The organism is Thauera sp. 28 (assembly GCF_000310145.2).
In the GTDB taxonomy this organism is placed as follows: domain Bacteria; phylum Pseudomonadota; class Gammaproteobacteria; order Burkholderiales; family Rhodocyclaceae; genus Thauera; species Thauera mechernichensis.
This window is the reverse complement of sequence record NZ_AMXA01000007.1, coordinates 79,013-95,332: the sequence shown is the minus strand read 5'-3', so window position 1 is coordinate 95,332 and position 16,320 is coordinate 79,013. Positions and strand designations below refer to the sequence as shown.

General features: G+C 64.8%; 12 protein-coding genes. 9 read left to right on the top strand and 3 right to left on the bottom strand.

Annotation, left to right across the window (positions count from 1 at the left end; genetic code table 11):
* The first annotated feature begins 8 nt into the window (after positions 1–8).
* From C662_RS07660 to C662_RS07635, 6 genes are read left to right on the top strand one after another with little or no spacing between them, the layout of a single operon-like run.
* The gene (locus C662_RS07660; RefSeq protein ID WP_002926889.1) at positions 9–1,937 is read left to right on the top strand and encodes an XrtA/PEP-CTERM system amidotransferase; all 1,929 of its coding nucleotides are present in this window, start codon (positions 9–11) and stop codon (positions 1,935–1,937) included.
* 5 nt (positions 1,938–1,942) lie between these two features.
* Positions 1,943–3,154 (top strand): TIGR04063 family PEP-CTERM/XrtA system glycosyltransferase, encoded by a 1,212-nt coding sequence (locus C662_RS07655; protein WP_002926888.1) that lies wholly within the window; start codon positions 1,943–1,945, stop codon positions 3,152–3,154.
* Positions 3,155–3,164: 10 nt separating this feature from the next.
* Positions 3,165–4,268, top strand: a complete 1,104-nt coding sequence (locus tag C662_RS07650) for a glycosyltransferase family 4 protein (RefSeq protein ID WP_002926887.1) — start codon at positions 3,165–3,167, stop codon at positions 4,266–4,268.
* A gap of 17 nt (positions 4,269–4,285) precedes the next feature.
* Positions 4,286–5,857 (top strand): exosortase A, encoded by a 1,572-nt coding sequence (gene xrtA / locus C662_RS07645; protein WP_232433240.1) that lies wholly within the window; start codon positions 4,286–4,288, stop codon positions 5,855–5,857.
* A 20-nt stretch (positions 5,858–5,877) separates the two neighbouring features.
* The gene (locus C662_RS07640; RefSeq protein WP_037984301.1) at positions 5,878–7,254 is read left to right on the top strand and encodes an AMP-binding protein; all 1,377 of its coding nucleotides are present in this window, start codon (positions 5,878–5,880) and stop codon (positions 7,252–7,254) included.
* A complete protein-coding gene (locus C662_RS07635; protein WP_002926884.1) occupies positions 7,251–8,534 on the top strand; it encodes a putative O-glycosylation ligase, exosortase A system-associated in 1,284 nt (427 codons plus the stop codon). Before C662_RS07640 ends, C662_RS07635 begins: the two co-directional genes overlap by 4 nt.
* Before the next feature lie 72 nt (positions 8,535–8,606).
* Here the strand turns inward: C662_RS07635 and C662_RS07630 are convergent, their stop codons facing one another.
* From C662_RS07630 to C662_RS07620, 3 genes are all read right to left on the bottom strand, one after another.
* Positions 8,607–9,536 (bottom strand): hypothetical protein, encoded by a 930-nt coding sequence (locus C662_RS07630; protein WP_002926883.1) that lies wholly within the window; start codon positions 9,534–9,536, stop codon positions 8,607–8,609.
* 20 nt (positions 9,537–9,556) lie between these two features.
* Complete coding sequence (locus tag C662_RS07625) at positions 9,557–10,594, bottom strand: polysaccharide deacetylase family protein (RefSeq protein ID WP_232433239.1); 1,038 nt, start codon at positions 10,592–10,594, stop codon at positions 9,557–9,559.
* A gap of 61 nt (positions 10,595–10,655) precedes the next feature.
* The gene (locus C662_RS07620) at positions 10,656–12,500 is read right to left on the bottom strand and encodes an asparagine synthetase B family protein (protein WP_232433238.1); all 1,845 of its coding nucleotides are present in this window, start codon (positions 12,498–12,500) and stop codon (positions 10,656–10,658) included.
* Between the two features lie 93 nt (positions 12,501–12,593).
* Between C662_RS07620 and C662_RS07615 the strand changes: the two genes are divergently transcribed.
* From C662_RS07615 to C662_RS07605, 3 genes are read left to right on the top strand one after another with little or no spacing between them, the layout of a single operon-like run.
* Positions 12,594–13,619, top strand: a complete 1,026-nt coding sequence (locus tag C662_RS07615) for a hypothetical protein (protein ID WP_232433237.1) — start codon at positions 12,594–12,596, stop codon at positions 13,617–13,619.
* A gap of 20 nt (positions 13,620–13,639) precedes the next feature.
* Positions 13,640–15,052, top strand: a complete 1,413-nt coding sequence (locus C662_RS07610; protein ID WP_232433236.1) for an MBOAT family O-acyltransferase — start codon at positions 13,640–13,642, stop codon at positions 15,050–15,052.
* 21 nt (positions 15,053–15,073) lie between these two features.
* On the top strand, positions 15,074–16,306 hold the full coding sequence (locus C662_RS07605) for a hypothetical protein (RefSeq protein ID WP_002926869.1): 1,233 nt from the start codon (positions 15,074–15,076) through the stop codon (positions 16,304–16,306).
* Positions 16,307–16,320 lie beyond the last annotated feature (14 nt).

Genomic DNA, 16,320 nt, shown 5'->3' with positions numbered 1-16,320 from the left:
GCCCGACCATGTGCGGCATCGCCGGCCTTTTCGATACCCGCGGCAAGCGCGACTTCGAGCGCGCGCTCATGCAGCGCATGAATGACGTCCAGCACCATCGCGGCCCGGACGAAGGCGGCTACCACTTCGAGCCCGGCGTGGCGCTTGCGCACCGCCGGCTGTCCATCATCGATCTTGCCACCGGCCAGCAGCCGCTGTTCAACGAGGACGGCTCGGTGGCGGTGGTGTTCAACGGCGAGATCTACAATTTCCAGGAGCTGGTGCCCGAACTCGAGGCGCTGGGTCACGTCTTCCACACCCGCAGCGACACCGAGGTCATCGTGCACGCCTGGGAGGCCTGGGGCGAGGACTGCGTACAGCGCTTTCGCGGCATGTTCGCCTTCGCCCTGCACGACCGCAACCGCGACACCTTCTTCATGGCGCGCGACCGCCTCGCCGTCAAACCAATGTTCTACGCGCTGCTGCCCGACGGCACGCTCGCCTTCGGTTCCGAGCTCAAGGTGCTGATGCAACACCCCGATCTGGATCGCCGCATCGACCCGCTGGCGGTGGAGGAGTACTTTGCGCTGGGCTACGTCGCCGAGCCGCGCACCATCTTCCGCGGCGCCAGAAAGCTCGGCCCGGGCGAATCGCTCTGCATCCGCCGCGGCCAGCCCATCCCCGAGCCCAGGCAGTATTGGGACGTGAGCTTCACGCTCGACAACGACATCAGCCTCGAGGAAGCCACCGCAGAGCTCACCGAGCGCCTGCGCGAATCCGTGCGCCTGCGCATGATTGCCGAGGTGCCGCTGGGTGCCTTCCTGTCAGGCGGGGTGGACTCCAGCGCGGTCGTCGCCACCATGGCCGGGCTCTCCAGCGAGCCAGTGAACACCTGCTCCATCGCCTTCGACGACCCCAAGTTCAACGAATCGGAATTCGCCCAGAAGGTCGCCGACCGCTACCGCACCAACCACTTCGTCGAGACGGTCAAGTCCGACGACTTCGACCTCATCGACACCTTGGCCGCGCTCTACGACGAGCCCTACGCCGACAGTTCCGCCATCCCCACCTATCGGGTATGCCAGCTTGCGCGCAAGCGCGTCACAGTGGCCTTGTCCGGCGATGGCGGTGACGAGAGCTTCGGTGGCTACCGCCGCTATCGCATGCATTTGCTGGAAGAGAAGATGCGCGCTGCGCTGCCGATGGGCGTGCGCCGGCCCATGTTCGGCCTGCTCGGCCGCCTCTATCCCAAGGCTGACTGGGCGCCGCGGGTGTTCCGCGCCAAGACCACCTTCCAGGCCATGGCGCGCGACGCCACCGAGGCCTACTTTCACAGTGTCTCCATCCTGCGCGGCGACATGCGCGACAAGCTCTTCAGCGCGGATTTCCGCGCCAGGCTCGGCGGTTACGACGCGCTCGAGGTCTTCCGCCGCCATGCCGGCGCCGCCAACACCGACGATCCGCTCGCCCTCATCCAGTACCTCGATCTCAAGACCTACCTGGTCGGCGACATCAACACCAAGGTCGACCGCGCCAGCATGGCCCATTCGCTGGAAGTGCGCGAACCGTTGATGGACCACAAGCTCGTCGAATGGCTCGCCACGCTGCCGTCCGGCCTCAAGATCCAGGGCAACGAAGGCAAGTACCTGTTCAAGAAGGCGATGGAGCCCTTCCTCCCCGACGATGTGCTCTACCGTCCGAAGATGGGCTTCGCCGTGCCGCTTGCACGCTGGTTCCGCGGCCCGCTCAAGCAGCGCGTGCGTGACGCAGTGCTGGGCGAAACCCTGGCCGCGACCGGTATATTCAACCGTGACTACCTCCAGCATCTGGTCGACGCTCATCAGTCCGGCGCCCGCGATTACAGCGCGCCGCTGTGGACCTTGTTGATGTTCGAAGCCTTCATCAGGAACAACACCGCACCGACACGCGCGCCAGCGGAAGTGGCTGCGGCGGCTTGAATCTCATGCGCATCCTTCACATCCTCGACCACTCCATCCCGCTGCACAGCGGCTATACCTTCCGCACTGCAGCCATCCTGCGTGAGCAGCGGGCACTGGGCTGGGAGACCTTTCACCTGACGTCGCCCAAGCAGGGCCAGGTTGCGGCCGAGGTGGAGGATGTCGACGGCCTGCGCTTCTACCGCAGTCCGGTGCCTGCGCCCGGCCCGGCCGGGATCAACGAGTTGCGCCTGATGCGTGCGACCGAGGCCCGGCTGGAGCAGCTTGCGCGGGAGCTCAGGCCCGATGTACTGCACGCGCACTCGCCGGTGCTCAATGCCATCCCCGCCATCCGCGTGGGCAAGCGGCTTGGAATCCCGGTGGTGTATGAGATTCGCGCCTTCTGGGAAGACGCTGCGGTCGATCACGGCACGACGGCCGAGGGCAGCCTGCGTTATCGCGCCACGCGTGCCATGGAGACCTGGGCGCTCAAGCGGGTCGATCACGCCTTCACCATCTGCGAAGGCCTGCGCGCGGATATCGTCGCGCGCGGCATTCCGGCGGCCAGGGTCACGGTGATCCCGAATGCGGTGGATGTAGAAGGCTTTCAGCTCTCGGGCGACGCGGACCCGATTCTGCGCCGGGAGCTGGGGCTGGAGGGCTGCACGACCATCGGCTTCGTCGGTTCGTTCTACGCCTACGAAGGCCTGGATCTGCTGCTCGACGCCTTCCCCGCGCTGCTCGCCAAGCGCCCCGATCTGCGTCTGCTGCTGGTTGGTGGCGGTCCGCAGGACGCCAAGCTAAAGGCTCAGACCGAGCGTTTGGGGGTGGCGGACAAGGTGGTGTTTACCGGCCGGGTGCCGCACAGCGAAGTCAGTCGCTACTACGACCAGATCGACCTGCTTGCCTATCCGCGTCACTCCATGCGCCTGACCGAACTCGTCACTCCGCTCAAGCCGCTCGAGGCGATGGCCCAGGGGCGGCTGTTCGTGGCCTCGGACGTCGGCGGCCACAAGGAACTGATCCGCGACGGCGAGACCGGCAAGCTGTTCAAGGCCGGGAGCGCCGAGGCACTCGCCGCCGCCATCGACGCCATGCTCGCCGACCGCGGACGCTGGCCGACCATGCGCGCGGCAGGGCGCCACTTTGTCGAGGAAGTGCGAAACTGGACGAACAGCGTCGCCCATTACCGTGCAGTGTATGAGGCACTCGCCGGTCGTACCCGGCGCGCAGCCTGAGCGCACGCGGATGTCGTTTTCCGGTCTTCGTGTCCTGCTCGTCGGGCCGTTGCCGCCCCCCGCCGGCGGCATGGCCAACCAGACGCGGCAGCTCGCCGAACTGCTGCGCAGCGAGGGGGCGAGCGTCGAGCTGGTGCGCGTCAATGCGCCGTATCGTCCGGCATGGGCCGAACGTCTCAAGGGCATCCGCGCCCTGTTTCGGCTGCTGCCCTATCTCGTCCAGCTCTGGCGCGGGGCAGGGCGGGCAGACGTTGCCCATGTGATGGCCAACTCGGGCTGGTCCTGGCACTTGTTCGCGGCCCCTGCGGTGTGGATTGCGAGCCTGCGTGGCGTGGCGGTGGTGGTGAACTACCGCGGTGGCGAGGCCGGCAGCTTTCTTGCGCACGCCGCCGGTGCCGTGCGCACGAGCATGCGCCGTGCTGCGCTGCTTGCCGTACCCTCCGGCTTTCTGCGTAAGGTCTTTGCGCAGCATGGCATGCCGGCGCGCATCGTTCCCAACATCATCGACCTGGCGCGCTTCCATCCCGCGCCGCAGCCGCGTCGGCCGGCTGCGGCCCCGCACCTGCTGGTGGCGCGTAATCTCGAAGCCATCTACGGCAACGATACTGCGCTGCATGCGTTCGCACTGCTGTCCGCGCACTATCCCGCGGCGACCCTGACACTTGCCGGGGAAGGACCTCAGGCGCAGGCGCTGGAACGGCTTGCGCGCGAACTTGGCGTCGCCGACCGTGTCAGGTTCAGCGGTCGGCTCGATCGCGACGAGATGGCTGCGCTCTACCGTGATGCAGATCTCATGCTCAATGCGAGCAGAGTGGATAACATGCCCAACGCGATCCTCGAGGCATTGGCAAGCGGCCTGCCGGTGGTCACGACCGCGGCCGGCGGCATCCCCTTCATGGTCGAGCATAGGCGAACTGCGATGCTTGTCGCTGTCGATGATGCAGCGGCGCTTGCTGAGGCGGTGCGGGTGGTGCTGGATGATGCGGCCCTTTACGAGGCGCTGAGGGCGCGCGGGCTCGATGAGGTGCAACGCTACTGCTGGCCCTCGGTGCGTGCCGAACTGCTTGCGGCCTACCAGGATGCGATGCAGGGCGAGGAAGCAAGGCGCAAATGAACATGAAGGAAGGTGCAATGAGTGTGACCAATGCCAGCCACGATCCTGGCCAAGCCAACGCTGCAGGTGATGCGCCCGCACGCAGGCTTCACCTCGCGGTACTTGCCGTCGGTCTGCTGTGGCTGCTGTTCTGGTACCGCGACACCTTCATGGCGATGGTCCACATCTGGGATCGCTCGGAGACCTTCGCCCACGGCTTCGTGATTGCACCGATCTCGGCCTGGCTGGTCTGGCGGCGGCGCCACTTCATCCGCAACCTGCCGATCGAACCGTCGCTGCTGGGCGTCGTGCTTGGCGTCGGCGCGGGCTTTGCATGGCTGCTCGGCGAGCTTGCCAGCGTCGATGCCGTGTCCCAGTTCGCCGTCGTCGGCATGCTGGTGGCCTTTGTCTGGGCGGTGATGGGCACGGCGGTGATACGCACCTATGCCTTCCCGATCGGCTTCCTGTTCTTCATGGTGCCGTTCGGCGAGTTCATGTTCCCGAGCATGATGGACTGGACCGCCAACTTCATCATCTGGGCCGTGCGCGCGTCGGGCGTGCCGGTTTATGCCGAAGGCTACAACCTGGTCATCCCGTCGGGGCGCTGGGAAGTGGTCGAGGGCTGCAGCGGCGTGCGCTACCTGATGGCCTCGGTGGTGGTCGGCAGCCTGTTCGCTTATCTCAACTACACCTCGACCCGCCGGCGGCTCATCTTTGTCGCCGCCTCCATCGTTCTGCCGGTGTTCGCCAACTGGCTGCGCGCCTACGGCATCGTGATGCTCGGCCATCTCACCGACAACAAGCTGGCTGCCGGGGCGGACCACCTCATTTATGGCTGGGTGTTCTTCGGCATCATCATCATGATCCTGTTCTGGGTCGGTTCGCGCTGGCAGGAGCCCGAGGAGTCGGCGCCGGCGGCACCGGTCTCGACACCGACGACGGCCGGTACTGCGCGTGCCGGTCGTGCCGGCTGGCTGGTCGCGGCCGTCGTGGTGGTGTCGATGTGGAACCCGGTGCTGGCCTTCATCGATCGCCAGGGGCAGCATGGGCCGGTGGCGTTCGCGGCATTTTCCCTGCCTGCGACGTGGCAGCCGGCGAGCGTTGCCAGCTTGCCGGAGTGGGAGCCGAGCTATTCCGGCATGCGCGGCAAGCTCACCCAGACCTGGGCCGGCGAAGATGGGGCAGTCGGTCTCTATGTCGGCTTCTATCGCAACCAGGGGCCTGGCGAGGAGCTCATCAACTTCGACAACCGGGTGCTGGTCAGCAAGCACCCGGTGTGGCGGCGCACGGGCGAGAGCCTGCACTCGATTCAGATTGGCGATCGTGCCGTTCCCTTGCGTGGCCTGACCATGCTCAGCAACGACGGGCGGCGCATGATGGTCTGGTACACCAACTGGATCGACGGTCGGTGGACGGTGAGTCCCTATGTTGCGAAGGTCTATCTTGCCTTGTCGCGCCTCACGGGCGAAGGTGACGACTCGGCCGTGGTCATGTTCAGCACCGCGTATGTGGAAGGTCATGGCGAGACCGGCGAGGCCCGCCTGAAGGCCTTCATCGAGGATGCCGGCCCGGCGCTGCAGTCGATGCTGCAGCAGACGGCTGAACGCTGATGGCGGGCCGGGAGCGACTGATGAACAAGGATGCGCGCTCGCCCTACACGCGCTTCATCGCGGATGTGGTGTTCCCGTTACACGAGCGCCTCAAGCGCCATGACACGGTCGCCGTCCGCAAGCAGCTCGAGGACAGCCAGTGGTGGTCGCGTGAGCGCCTGGCGCGATTCCAGGTCGAGCGCCTGCGTGCTTTGTTGCGCCATGCCGGACAGCACGTGCCCTATTACAAGGCGCTCTTTGCCCGTGTCGGCTTCGACCCCGAGCAGGTGCAGTCGATCTCGGACCTCGGTAAGCTGCCGTTCCTGACTAAGGCCGAGATCCGTGCGCATACCGACGACTTGAAGGCCGACGATGCCGGTGCGCTGGCGCGCTTCAATACGGGGGGGTCGAGCGGCGAGCCGCTGATCTTCTACATCGGTAACGAGCGTGTCAGCCACGACGTCGCGGCCAAGTGGCGCGCAACGCGTTGGTGGGGTGTCGACATCGGCGATCCGGAGATCGTCGTCTGGGGCTCGCCGATCGAACTGAGCGCTCAGGACCGCATCCGCGCCGTTCGCGACAAACTCCTGCGTACCGAGTTGCTGCCGGCATTCGAGATGTCCGATGCCAAGCTCGACGGCTTCATCGAGCGCATTCGTGTCCGCCGGCCGAGAATGCTGTTCGGCTATCCGTCGGCACTCTCGCACATTGCCCAGCATGCAAACAGGCGCGGGGTCCGCATGGACGGGCTCGGCATCAAGGTGGCGTTCTGCACCTCCGAGCGCCTGTACGAGCATCAGCGCGAGCTCATCGAAAGTACCTTCGGCTGCCCGGTCGCCAATGGGTACGGCTCCCGGGATGCCGGCTTCATCGCCCACCAGTGCCCGGCGGGCGGCATGCACCTGACCGCCGAGGACGTCGTCGTCGAGATCGTCGACAGCGCTGGCCAGGTGGTGCCGGCCGGTGAGTCGGGTGAGATCGTGGTCACCCACCTGGCGACGCGGGAGTTTCCCTTCATCCGCTATCGCACCGGCGATGTCGCCACGCTGGACACCGGCGCGTGCGCATGTGGTCGCGGCCTGCCCATGCTCAAGGAGATCCAGGGACGCACGACCGACTTCGTCGTCGCCCGTGATGGCACCGTGATGCATGGGCTGGCGCTGATCTACGTGCTGCGCGACCTACCGCAGGTGGGGGGCTTCCGTGTGGTGCAGGAGAGCCTGGAGTTGACGCGGGTGCAGGTCGTACCCGGCGCAGGCTTCGATGGTGCGACCGTAGAGCGTATCCAGCGCGGCCTGTGCGCGCGCCTGGGAGCGGGGGTGAGCGTCGAGGTGGAGCAGGTCGATGAGATCCCGCCGGAGAAGTCCGGGAAGTATCGCTATATCGTGAGCAAGGTCGACGCGGCGGGGGCGGCATGAGGGATCTGTTCGTCGCGCTCGTCGTCTTCGGTTCGCTGCCCTTCATCCTCAAGAGGCCGTGGCTCGGCATCCTGATGTGGTCCTGGCTGGGCTACATGAATCCGCATCGCATGGCCTGGGGCTTCGTCACCTCGATGCCGGTGGCGCTTATCGTGGCACTGACCACGTTTGCGGCAATCCTGTTCTGCAAGGAGGAAAAGCGCATCCCGTGGACGCGCGAGACCGTGTTGCTGCTGATCTTCACCGGCTGGATGTTCGTATCCACCCTGATGGCCCAGTATCCAGGCATGGCCTGGCCGCAATGGGACAAGGTGTGGCGGATCATCCTCATGACCTACATCACCATGATGCTGATCACCGACAGGCAGCGGCTGCACTGGCTGGTGGTGGTGATTGCGCTGTCGATCGGCTTCTATGGTTTCAAGGGCGGGGTGTTCATCCTGACCGGCGGGAGTGGAAACAACGTGATGGGGCCGTCGGGCTCCTTCATCGCAGACCGCAACTCGGTCGGACTGGCACTGCTCATGACCGTGCCGCTGCTCTGGTATGTCAGGCTTCAGACCACGAATGTCTGGGCAAGGCGCGCGCTGCTCGCCGGTGGTGCGCTGACCCTGGTTGCGATCATCGGTACCAATTCGCGCGGGGCCTTGGTCGGCCTTGCCGCCGTCGGGTTCTTTTTCCTGATGAAGGCACGCAACCGTTTTGGTGTCATCCTGGCGCTGATCCCGGTCTTCCTGGTGGTGCTGTACGTGATGCCGCCGGAGTGGTTCGAGCGCATGCATACGATCCAGACCTACGACGAGGATGCCTCTGCGATGGGGCGGATCTACGCCTGGGGAAATGCCATCACGCTGGCGAACATGTTCTTCTTCGGCGGTGGTTTCCGCGCGATCACCGGCTACGGGGGCACGGATTCGCACAGTAACTGGTTCGGTGTGCTGGGCGAACTTGGCTGGGTGGGCCTGGGCATGTTCGTGCTGCTGCACATCTTCACCTGGCTGTCGGCTTCGCAGGTCATCCGCTGGTCGAAGCCGCATGCATCATTGACCTGGGCGCGCGACCTTGCGGCGATGGTTCAGGTGAGCCTGATCGGCTACATGTCTGCGGGGTCCTTCCTCGGACTGCAGTACTTCGACCTCTTCTACCATCTGATCGCCATCATCGTGATCTCGAAGATCCTGGTTCAGAAGGAACTGGATGCGATGCGGGGGCAACAGCCTGCTCTGCAGCGGGATAGAGCACCACTGGAGCGAGACACGGGCCGAATGGCGCTGTCCTAGCAAAAGAGCAAGGAGCAGCGCCGGGCGGCCACCGCTCGCGTTCGGTTCTGCATCCAGGCGCCAGGGCGGGGCCTAGGCCCCATGAGCGTTCATCAGGGCTGTGCGGGACCAGGCCATCAGGTAGCGGGTCGGTGTGTATCGACCCTGTTCATGAAGGCGCCGTCGGGTGTCCGAGGTGGCTGTTGCGCCCGCTATGGCATCGGGGCCGCTGCCTGCGGGAAGGAAAAGTGCGCCACCTCGCTCTGGTTCATCACGCAGGTAGGCAAGGTGCGGGCTGATGGTGCGGACGGCCGGATCGTAGTACCAACTGATGCCCATCAGCCCCCGGCTTTCGGGCCAGCGCTGCAACAGTTCGGCGACGAGGGCGTAGCAGCGTTGCCGTCCTTCCGGGTTGAAGTGCGACAGCATCGCCGGGTGAACATGGTTTTCGAGGAAAGGTGCGAAGCCGTGGCTGCGCAGCCCGAAGTAGACCAGGGCGCGCATGAGATTGCCCGGTGCCTGCCGCAGAACAAGCGAGCGCGGCACTCCCGAGTGACGGTAGACCAGATGGGACGCGCAAGGGATGAGCCACATGCGCAGAATGCCGAGATCCTTCAGAAAGATGTCGTCGCGTGACGAGCGGGCCCACTGGGGGGACAGTGTCGTGCGCTGCAGCATGCGATCGAGGTTTTCGAGGTAATACGGTAGCAGGCTCTCCGGGAGCGCCGCCTGCGTGAATCGCCTCTCGAACTGTCGGATCAACTCCAGGAGAAGTAGATCCAGCAGTCCTGGGGCCTGGCCCGCGGGTTCGCTATGCGCGAATGCGCTCACCTGTGCATGGAAGGCCACGGGCAGATCGGTATAGCCGCGTGGCCGCGGCGGATGCTTGCCGCTTGCGCCTTCGAGCGTGAGCATGAGTTCCGATACGAGTCGCCGCGCATTCTCGGGTGGCAAGCACAACCGGTCACAGGTCTCTGCCCAGGCATCTCTGGTGCTGGCGGAGAGCGTATCGAAGCGTGTCATGTGGGCTCTGCTCGGCTGGGTCAGGCGATCGTATCGCGCTTCAGGGATCCGACTGTGCGCACGATCTGCCCCAGGCGCGAGCGCAGTGCCGACATGAGGCTCCAGAATCCGCTCAGACGGGCCTCAAACTCGATGTCGGAGAGGGATTCGCCGTCGAGGATGCGCTTGAGCGCGTAAGGTGAAGTGCCAGGGGGGTTGAGTCCGAATTCGGTCGTGGTGGCGGACTGGATGCCGCTGCTTGCAAGGACCGGAAACAGCTCGGGCCGGTAGAGGCCGCTCGGGTAGCAGAAGTGGTTCAGCTGCGCTGGGGCTTTGCCAAGCATCTGGCCGAGTACATCACGGTTGCGTTCGAGCTCTTGGCGCAGCCGGTCGGGGTTGAAGCCATGCATCCGATGCGAATGGGTGTGGAGCTGAATGTCCAGGCCCCTTTCGTGAGCATCGCGTACCTCCCCTGGCTTCATGAGCATGAAGACCCTGCGGGCTTCCAGGTTATCGAGGTCGATGCCGAGCAGATCGGCGATCCTGAGGGTTTCGGCCCGCCTGGCTGCTGCTGTGGGCTGGGACAGGATCCGGGCGGCGATTGCGCGTGATAGCTGCTGCGTGGAGGGGTGTGGCAGTGTCTGGTCGGGGAACAGGCGCCGCAGGTCGGGTGGGTGGATGGCGCGGCCGGCAAGAAAGGTGGCCAGCACGTAGACGACCGGCTCCTGATCCACGACATCCTTTGTCGTCAGATACAGGCTTGCAGGGTAACCGTGTTGCTCGAGAACGGGCAGCATGTGGAGATAGGTGCCGACCCAGCCATCGTCAATGGTGATTACGACATCGCGTGTACGGACGCGCCGGTTGGCCAAGTCGTCGCAGGCCTGGCGCAGCGGGATGACCCGGTACCCGCATCGCGCGAGCAGTGCCATGCGCTTGCGGAAACGGTCCGCGCTCATGAACAGGCAGTCGCCGTAGTGCGGTTCCCCGCCCAGCCATATGCCGTGATAGCACAGGATGCGCAGCTGCCCCCGCGTCAGCATCCTGGACAGCGCGAACAGCCCCAGGCCCTTCGCCAAGCGCAGGAAGAGAGGCTTCAACACCATGCCCCCCGGGAACGAAAATGCGTGCCGGCTCTCGTCACGCGTTGGCTTGGAGCCAGAGCTCCAGTTCCACCAGTACCCAGATCATGACTCCATAATAGCTTGCATGGCCGCTGGCGTGTTCGCGACGTAGGTAGGCCAGGTACGCCGGTTTCACGATACCGCGCCGGCCCAGGCTGGCCAGGGCGTCTTCGGCCAACGCCTTGAGCGGTGCGTGCGCGTTCAGCCACAGTCCGAAAGGCAGGCCGAAGCCGTGCTTGCTCTTGGAGATGGTCTCGTCGGGCAGGAAGCCGCGCAGGGCGTCCTTGAACAGCACGCGCAGCCGGCCCTTGCGCACTTTCTGTTCTGGCTTGAGCTGCCCGGAGAAGGCGACGAGGTCGTCGTCGAGGAAGGGGAAGCGCACCTCTACGCCGGCGGCCTCGCACATGCGCGTGACTTTGCGCAGATCGTTGTCGGCCAGCGTGATCTTGTGGTCGAGGTGCATCATGCGCTCGATCGGCTCGGGTGAAGCGCAACGGAAGTAGGCCTCGCGCGCGAGCTCCAGCGGGCGGTTGGTGTCGATCGCGGAGAGGAATTCAGGCTCGAAGATGTCTTGCAGCGGGCTGCGGTGCAGGAAGTTGTAGGTCTCCATGCGGTCTGGCAAGGGCACCCGTGCCTGCTCGATGTAGCTGCGCGCCTTGCGCACTGGCATGATCGAAGCGCCAAGTGGAAAGTGCATCACCACCGGCTCCAGCAGATTGCGCAGCACGGGGGGAACGCGGTGGTAATGCTCGAAGACGCCCTGTTTGGCATAGCGTTCGTTGCCGCCGAAGAACTCGTCGCCGCCGTCGCCGGCCAGCACCACTTCGATGCCGTGCTCGCGCGCCATGCGCGCGCAGAAATAGGTCGGTGCCGCGGATGCGTTGCCGAATGGTTCATCGTAGGCCGCGGCAATGAGCGGCATCGCCTCGACGACATCGTCGGCGGTCACGTAGTACTCGTGCGCATTGGTGCCGAAATGGCGGGAGGTGATGCGGGCGAATTCCAACTCGTCGAATCCCTGGGCGTCGAAGCCGATCGAGAAGGTCTCGACCGGTTTGCCGCTGACCTTGCCCAGCATGCCGCTGACGGTGGAGCTGTCGGTGCCGCCGGAGAGGAAAGCGCCGGTTGGGCGGCCATCGTCGGCCTGGCGGGCTACGGCTTGTTCGGTGAGGTCAAGGAAGCGCTTGCGCAGTGCGGCTTCGTCGCCTGCGGCGCTGGCGTCGTAGGCAAGCTGCCAGTGAAAGTTTCGCACTGCGTTCCTGCCGTCGAAGCTGGCGCATTGTGCAGGCAACAGCTTGGTGATGCCGGTAAAGGCGGTGTCGGGGCTGGGTACCATGTGGCAGTAGAGGTACTCGAACAGCGCCTGCCGGTCGATCGGGGCCGAAACCAGCGGGTGCTTCGCCACCGCGCGCGCGCTGGTGGAGAAGACGAGCGTCGCGCCCACCTGGGCGAAGCACAGGCGCTCGGTGCCGGTGCGGTCGATCGCGAGCAGAGCCCGCCGTTGACGCATGTCGATCAGCACGATGGCGAAATTGCCCTGCAGTCTGCCCAGAGAGGCTTCGCCGCCATCGCGGTAAGCCGCCAGCGCGGCCGCGGCCACGCCTTCCGCGCGGGCGCGCGCGGCGAGTGACGCATCGACCCAGCGCGGCCGCCCGAGCACTGCAGCCAGACAACCTGCGCCAAGATCGGTTGCTGTAGAGCAGGCCGGGTGGCTGGTGGCGAGCATGCCGGCATCGCTGGCCTGCACCTGCATGTCGGCGGACGACAGCCCTTCGGCTGCCAGCATCGCGTGCAAGGCATCGTGCGATGCAACACGTTCGTCGAAGTTAACCCAGCCGCAAAGTACTCGTCTTGATGTCATCGCTCTAAAATGCCCAAACCCATCGGAATGGCCACTATGGTAGCCGAGGTTGCAAGCGGGCAAGTGCGGCACGAATCACTCGGGATCAAGTTCATGGCGATGCGCATCAATGGCTGGTGGAGAGCGGGCATGCCCGGCGCGGGTGTCGTATGCGCTGTGGCGCTCCTGCTTGGAGCCGAGGCGCTCCTCCATTCGGATGTGTTCATGCATCGATTGCGCTCGGTGTTCGCGGTAGGTCGGGCGTATGACAAAGTTCTGTATGTGGAGCAGCAAGCTCCTCGCATGCTCGTGTTGGGCAACAGCCGAGTGGATAACGCGATCGATCCGCGCACGCTGGGTGCTGCTTTCGCTGCGGGGCGTGGCGGCTTCAACCTGGGCTTGCCGGGGGCCAATGCGAGCGCCTTGCTTGGGATCGCCCATCGGTTTGACGAGTGCGGTTTGTTTGGGCGCGGAAAGGTCGAGCGCGTGCTGATCGGGCTGGACGAGAGCCTGCTCCACGCCGGGGATGCGCTTGGCTATGATGTTTTCTTTGGTCAGCCGGATATATGGGAAGAGGGCGCGCAGGCCTATCTGCGCTCAACGTTGAGGCTGTGGGGCTACGCCGATAACCTGAAACAGTTGCGTGAGCCGGCGAAGCTGATCCAGTTCGCGACGGCGCTGACGGAGGAGGTCGAACCAGTCGGGGGCGGGGCCGCCGAGCGGCTCGGGTATCGCCCCGGGTTTGGCGACAACCAGGACGCCGGGCAGGTGGCGCGCCAGGAAGCGGGCTCCACCCATCCGCCGGACCCGAAGGTGGTTGCGGACTTCTGGAGCTTGCTCGACCTCCTTGAACGACGGCAGGTGAGCGTTGTGGTCGTCTTTCCCCCCTTGCTCAACCGCCGTGTGCTCTACCTTGAGGGTGCGCACCCCGCCTCATCGCCCTACCTTGCCTTGCGTCGGGAGTTGCTCGCACGAGGAGTTCCAATGTTCGCTTTGTCCGCCGATCTGAAGCTGCCGCCTGAAGGTTTCGTCAACGCGGGTCATCTGAACGATCTGGGGGCCCAGTATTTCAGCCGTGCACTCGGGCGGGCGCTTTCGGGAGGAACGCACGGCGAGGTGGAGCGGGTGGGCGCACTATGATTTTCAGTAGCGCGAGCTTCATGCTCTTCTTCATCGCGGTGCTGGCGGTGTACGCCGGTGCGCGTACGCCGGGGCAGCGGGCGGGCGTGCTGCTGGCGGCCAGCATTCTGTTCTACGCGAGCTGGAAGCCGATCTACCTGTTGCTGATCGGTCTTTCCGTCACGGCCAACTGGTATGCCTACAAGGCCATGCTGAAGACGCGATCCCGTGCGTTGCTCACGGTCGTGATCGTTGCTGATCTCGGGGTGCTCGCGGGCTTCAAGTATCTTGGGCTGATCATCGAGTCCGCCTTGTGGGTGGCCAGCGCCGCAGGTGGCGAGGTGGTCGTTGCACGGCCGGGCTGGATCGACTGGGTGCTGCCACTGGGAATCAGCTTCTATACGTTCCAGATGCTCAGTGCAATGATCGACGTCTATCGTGGTGACTGCACGAAAGAGATCGGCTATCGAGACTGGTGTCTGTACGTCACGTTCTTCCCGCAACTCATTGCCGGTCCCATCCTGCACGTTCATGAGTTGGTCGAGCAGTTGCAGACCCTCAAGCCGATCGCTTGGGACAACCTCAGGATAGGGGCCTTCATATTTGTCGGTGGCCTGATCAAGAAGGCGCTTTTTGCTGACAACCTGGGGCCGGTTGTCGATGACCTCTATGCCCATCCAGAGCGTCTGGACCTGATGCGGGCTTGGCTGGCCACGCTTGCCTTCGGGATGATGATCTACCTGGACTTCTCGGGCTACAGTGAGATGGCGCTTGGGCTTGCGCGCATGTTCGGGGTCGTCTTGCCGCTGAACTTCCAGTTCCCCTACATCAGCCGCAACCCGTCCGAGTTCTGGCGCCGGTGGCACATCACCTTGTCCCGCTGGCTACGCGATTACCTCTATGTCTCGCTTGGCGGCAACCGGGGCGGGCGCTTCGATACGTATCGCAACCTCATGCTGACGATGTTGCTGGGCGGTCTGTGGCACGGCGCAAACTGGACCTTCGTGTTCTGGGGGTTCCTACATGGTGCTCTGTTGGTGCTCAATCGCCTGCTGAACAATGCTCTGCGGCTGTTGGACGTCCGCGAGGGGGGCAGGCTTGACCGCCTGGTCTCTCTCATGGGTTGGCCGGTCATGTTCGTCACCGTACATTTCACCTGGGTGTTCTTTCGTGCGCCGACCTTTGCCGATGCATGGCAGATCTGTGTGGCGATGATGGGGTTGGCGGACCCGGTCGTGCTTGCGCCTGTACGTCTCTATCAGGCGCTGGGCGTCCTGTCGACGGTCGTCCTCGTTCTGCTCGAGCCCCGGATCGTCGATGCCTGCCGGCGCCGAGGGATTGACTGGTGGTGGCGGGTACCGTTTCTGCTGCGCGGTACGGCATACGCATCGCTTGTCATTGCGCTGGTGACGTTCGGCGGGCCGACGCAGAAGTTCATCTATTTTGATTTCTAGTGTTTCTGACTTGCCGGACAAATGTACGCTTTTCTCCTGATTGCCGGTTTCTCTCTGCTTGCAGCATGGGTGTTGTTTTTTTTCGCGAACCGCGACCTGCTGCTGCGACTGTGGCGCGAGCCCACATTGCTGCGGCCGGTAGTGATCGTCGAGAGCGACGACTGGGGGCCGGGGCCAGAGGCGGATGCGCAAGCGTTGCAGCGCATCGCAGCAATACTTGCGCGAGTGCGCGACCGGGAGCATCGGCCTGCGGTGATGACGCTCGGTGTCGTGCTGGGAAAGCCCGATGGCGCGGCCATTCTCGCCGACAACTGCGGACACTATCACCGTAGCGGCCTGGGCGAGGCACGCTATGCGCCGATCGTGGGGGCCATGCGGCAGGGGTGCGAAATGGGGGTCTTCGCACTTCAGCGCCATGGTCTTGAGCACTGCTGGCCTGAGTCGCTGCTTGTGCGTGCCCGTCAGGACGGCGTGCTGCGCGCATGGTTGGCGGACCCCGAAGCACGCAGCGAGGCCTTGCCGTCCGCGCTGCAGAGTCGCTGGGTGGACGCCGGAACGCTTCCGAGCCGCCCCTTGCCGGACGCAGAGGTCCGGCGTGCGGTCATGGACGAAGCGGAGGTCTTTCTGACCCTGTTCGGCATTTGTCCCCCGGTTGCCGTGCCGAATACCTTTGTGTGGGACGACGCGGTCGAGCGTGCCTGGGTGCAGAGTGGGGTACGTTGTGTCGTCACATGCGGGCGTCAGTACCAGGCGCGTGGCGCGGATGGCACGCTCGCGGCATCCGCGCGACGTATCGTCAACGGAGAGTCGGGGCAGAGCGGTGTGCGCTACCTTGTGCGAGATGCCTACTTCGAGCCGATCCTCGGCCACCGCGCGGAGCAGGTGTGGGAAGCTGTGGCGCGGCGCACAGCCCTGGGACGACCCACCCTGCTCGAGACGCATCGGGAGAGCTTCATCGACGCTGACCATGGCGACACCGCGCTGGCCGAACTGGAGCGAGCACTTGCTGGCGTCGTCGAGCGTCACCCCGACGTGTGCTTCATCAGCACGGAGCGGCTGGCCGACGCCTATACCGATCGGCAGCATGCGCTGTGGCAGCGCAGCATGCGTGCACGCAGCGTGACATTCCTGCGCCGTTTGCTTGCCGAGGCAGGCCTGTCGCGTCCGCTCAAGTTGTGCGGGCTCTACTTCGTGTTGCCGATGGCCGTGCGACTGCTGGCCGCCGTGACTCCGTCCGCAGCGGGTCGGCACTGAGGGTGTTAGCATCC